Here is a 4,401-nt window from a genome sequence, read left to right on the forward strand (position 1 = left end):
GCTGCTGCGTTGAAGTGTAAATAGTATTTTTCGATAAATTGTGAAATGGGTCCTTTATTCATTTTCATTTGTTTTTTTTGATTTGTTTACAAGAAACGTCTTTGCAGATAAGGGGCTTACAACTTTTTTTCCAGTTTTTTCTTCTATCTCCCTTCTTGTGTTTCCAGCAATTGTGCCTCCTTGTTTTGCTATTTTTTTATTTTCAATAAAGTTTTTTGGTTTCTTTTCTTTACTGATTTCTGTAGTGGTTGCCTCAGCAAGCATATTCAGTACGAGTTCTAAATTACTCATATTGTCCCTAAGGTTGTCCTTCTTCAACCCCTTGAAGTTTTTGTAATTCTTTACTGACAAACCACTCCAGGCCTTGGTGATTTCGTCTGTGAGGATGGCATATTCATTTCCCTTCTTTACACCTCTGTTTTCCCACTCATCAGTAAGTTCTTTCCTAACTTCGATGCTTTTTAACCGCTGATTGATCCACTGCTTACTGTATCCTTTTTTAAGATAAGTTTCCATTAACCGGTCAAAACCCAATTCGGGGTCTTCAATTTCATCAATTCTTTCCTGCCCCACTTTTGCCAACCACATCTTTATTGGTTCAGCTTTTTTGGAAGGGACTGATTGAATGAGCCTGAAAAGTTGTTCTGTATCAGCAACATCAGTCATTCTCATTTTTCCATCCTGAGCTTTTAATTTCAACCGGTTACAATTTGTAACCGTTTCATTTCCTTCTTTCAGAAGTCTGCTTTTCAGTACTTTCCAGTAATTTCTTGCACCTTGATGTGTTTCTTGGTCAGTTAAAATTGAAATAACATCAACCACCGAAAAATACCATTTTTCATGAGCATCATCCCACACGGAACGCACTTGCTTTTGCTCAAATAATTTTATGGTTTCTTTCTTGGTCATAATCCTCACCCCAACCCCTCTCCAAAGGAGAGGGCTTTTGGGATTTATGTTGGTTTATACTATTAATCTTCATCCTCATCGTCGTTTTTTCGGTTTTCATATTTGAATTTGTAACTCAACATTTTATAGTAGAGTTTTGCCGCAAGAAAGTCTGATGATTTCTCGTTTTCATTGGGGCACAGTTCCATGATATCAAAACCTACCACGTTTTTCTTTTTAAACATCAGTTTTAAGAACTCGAGGGTTTCATACCACAACAATCCTCCCGGTTCGGGTGTCCCTGTGGATGGCATAATGGACGGGTCAAAAGCATCGAGGTCGATGGTGATAAATACATTGGGTGTCATCTGCCCAATGGCATCGTCCATCCAGTCGTCATCATTGACCATATCATGGGCAAAATAGGTTTGGTTTTCGTCCATATGTTCCTTTTCTGAAACATCCATTGAACGGATACCTATTTGAATGAGGTTGCAATTCTGGCTGGCCTCATAAACAGCACAGGCGTGGTTGCAGGCAGAGCCCAAATATTCCGGGCGAAGGTCTGCATGGGCATCAATTTGCACAACTGTTAAGTCTTCAAAACATTCATTGAAAGCCCTGACGTTTCCGATGGTGATGGAATGTTCACCTCCAAAAATGGTCACAAACTTATCTTGTTTGATGTAATTTTTCACAGTTTTGTGAACGACATCCACCATTTTTTCAGGGGAAGAATTTTCAGTCACCGGAGGTGCCAAGTAAATCCCTTTTTTGTAGGGTTCACTTCGGGTTTCAATGTCATAAAACTCAACGTGTTCTGAAGCGTTTAAAAAGGCATCAGGGCCTTTGTCTGATCCTTTTCCCCAACTGCTGGTTCCGTCATAAGGAACGGGGATTAACACTACTCTAGCCTCGTCAAGGCGTGCGTACTTGTCCGGAATTCCGGCATAATTTCTTTTAGTCATTGTATCCTAAAATTTTGAGTAAATCTTCACTTTTTTGTTGTTCACTAAATAGTTTTTTGGTTATGTTACCGTTTTCGTCCCGGTCAATCAATATGTGTTTGGGCGAAGGAATCAGGCAGTGTTGTAAACCTCCAAAACCACCTATGGTTTCCTGATAAGCCCCTGTATTGAAAAAGCCAATATACAAAGGTTTTTCTTTTCTGTATTTGGGCAGGTAAATCCCGTTCATATGCTGTTCACTGTTATAATAATCATCACTGTCGCAGGTGAGTCCGCCAAGCAAGACCCTTTCATATTCATCGTTCCAGCGGTTGACGGCCAGCATGACAAAACGCTTGTTGATGGCCCAGGTGTCGGGTAAAGTGGTGATAAAAGAGGAATTGATCATATTCCACTTCTCCCGGTCGTTTTGCTGCTTTTGGTAAAGTACTTCATAAACAGCTCCGCCGCTTTCACCCACGGTAAAGCTACCGAATTCAGTAAAAATGTTTGGAACGGGTATTTCTTCAGCATCACACACCAGCCTGATTTGATGTAATATTTCGTCCACCATATACTGGTAATCAAAATCAAATGCCAGGGAGTTTTTGATGGGGAAGCCACCTCCAATGTTTAAGCTGTCAAGCGAAGGGCACACTCTTTTCAACTGCACATACACCTGCATACATTTCAGCAATTCGTTCCAGTAATATGCCGTGTCACGAATACCGGTATTGATAAAGAAATGCAGCATTTTAAGCTGGACCTTCTTGTCATCTTTTATAAACTTGTTGTAAAAAGGCAGGATGTTTTTATAACCAATTCCCAGACGGGAAGTATAAAATTCAAACTTGGGTTCTTCTTCAGAAGCAATCCTGATCCCTATTTTGTATTTGCGTTTGATTTGTTCATTCAGCAAGCCTATTTCCTCATAATTGTCTATGATTGGGATGCAGTTTTTGTGACCTCCATTAATTAAATCAGCGATGTTTTTAATGTACTGGTCGCGTTTAAAGCCGTTGCATATCACAAAGGTTTTTTCGTCAATTTTTTTGTCTTCTTTGAGTTTGTTGACAATATCAATGTCAAAGGCCGAAGAAGTTTCGATGTGAATGTCATTTTTGAGGGCTTCGTGCAGCACATATTCAAAGTGTGAACTTTTGGTGCAGTAGCAATAGTAATATTTGCCCTTGTACTTGTTTTTTTTAATGGCCGATTTAAACCAGTCTTTCGCCCTGTTGATGTTGTCTGAGATTTTGGGAAGGTAAGTAAACTTAAGTGGTGCGCCATATTCTTCCACCAGTTCCATCAGGTCGATGCCGTGAAAATGAAGCTCATTGTCTTCAAGGGTAAATTCTTCCTGAGGAAAGTAAAAGGTCTGGTCTATAAGGTCAAAATATCTGGTCTTCATTATTGTTTTTAAAATTTCGGATAAATTAATAAAAAGTTGGTCAATGCGAAAGTTTGTCGTTTAATTTAACGAAACAATAATAAGGATCAAATACGGATGGGGGTTAAAACAGGGAAAACCTGCAACGAAATTGCAGTGTAAAAAACGGAAGCACGATTAAAAATTTGGTGTTTTCTGTTTAACAGCACTTTTGAACTTAACTTCCTGAAATTCAAAAGACCAAACTTGCAAAAAAATCTCATAAAACAAAAAAGTGTGCCGTTGCTATTTTGTGAACTATATCATCTAAGCACATTGCAAATGAAAACAAAATAATTGAATTTTTAATACTTACAGTTTTAAAATTAAACCACACTTAAAATTTAAATTACATCATCCCTAAATTAATCACTTCCTGCTTGGTCAAATGCCTCCAGTGACCACGCGGTAGGTCTTTTTTGGTCAATCCGGCATAGGTCACACGGTCAAGCTTGACCACTTCATAGCCCAGGCTTTCAAAAATCTTTGTCACTATATTGCCACGATTGCTGCTCAGGAGAATACCGATTTCAGTTTTGGGCAAGTTTTCCACATAGGCCACAGACTCAATTCGCACCACTTTTCCGGCCACCTCGGGGTTCTTTTCAATTTTTTGAAAATCTTCAAACTTCAGGGGTTTGTCCAGTGACACGTGAAACATTTTTCTCACCTGCAAACCGGTGTCGGTGAGTTTCTTGATCATATCGTGGTCGTTGGTAAACAACAACAATCCTGAAGTATTGCGCTGCAACCTGCCCACAGGAAACAACTGGTATTTTGAAGCATTGGCCACCATGGCCAAAGCTGACTTGTGCATGGTCTCGTCTTTGCCCGAAGTGTCAAACCCCTTGGGTTTGTTGAGCAAAACATATTCTTTCTTCTCAGGACTGATGCGTCTTCCGTCAAACTTTACCTCATCGGTCATTTTGACTTTATAGCCCAGTTCGTTGATCACCTGGCCATTAACGGTCACGTTCCCGGTGGAAATGTACAAATCAGCCTCTCGGCGCGAGCACATCCCGGAATTGGCGATGTATTTATTCAAACGGATTTCATCTGAAGCCCGTTTGGTTTTGGGTATTGGAGGCTTGGATTTTGGTCGGTCTGCTACATTTTTCTTTGGGGAAATATCTTTGG

4 protein-coding genes are annotated in these 4,401 nt (G+C 39.8%); all 4 read right to left on the reverse strand.

Features of this window, described 5'->3' with window-relative positions; translation table 11 throughout:
- Nucleotides 1-54: 54 nt before the first annotated feature.
- Nucleotides 55-909, reverse strand: a complete 855-nt coding sequence (locus tag AC6F75_RS13985) for a BRO family protein (RefSeq protein ID WP_500715704.1) — start codon at nucleotides 907-909, stop codon at nucleotides 55-57.
- Nucleotides 910-971: 62 nt separating this feature from the next.
- Nucleotides 972-1,856 carry an agmatinase gene (speB, locus tag AC6F75_RS13990; RefSeq protein ID WP_500715705.1) on the reverse strand — a complete coding sequence of 295 codons (885 nt, stop codon included), beginning with the start codon at nucleotides 1,854-1,856 and terminating at the stop codon, nucleotides 972-974.
- Entirely contained in the window at nucleotides 1,849-3,246 is a 1,398-nt protein-coding gene (locus AC6F75_RS13995; protein ID WP_500715706.1) for a type III PLP-dependent enzyme domain-containing protein, read from the reverse strand. Before AC6F75_RS13995 ends, speB begins: the two co-directional genes overlap by 8 nt.
- A 367-nt stretch (nucleotides 3,247-3,613) precedes the next feature.
- On the reverse strand, nucleotides 3,614-4,401 hold a 788-nt coding region (locus AC6F75_RS14000), incomplete at its 5' end, for a pseudouridine synthase (protein ID WP_500715707.1).

It is taken from the genome of Planktosalinus sp. (assembly GCF_059864935.1).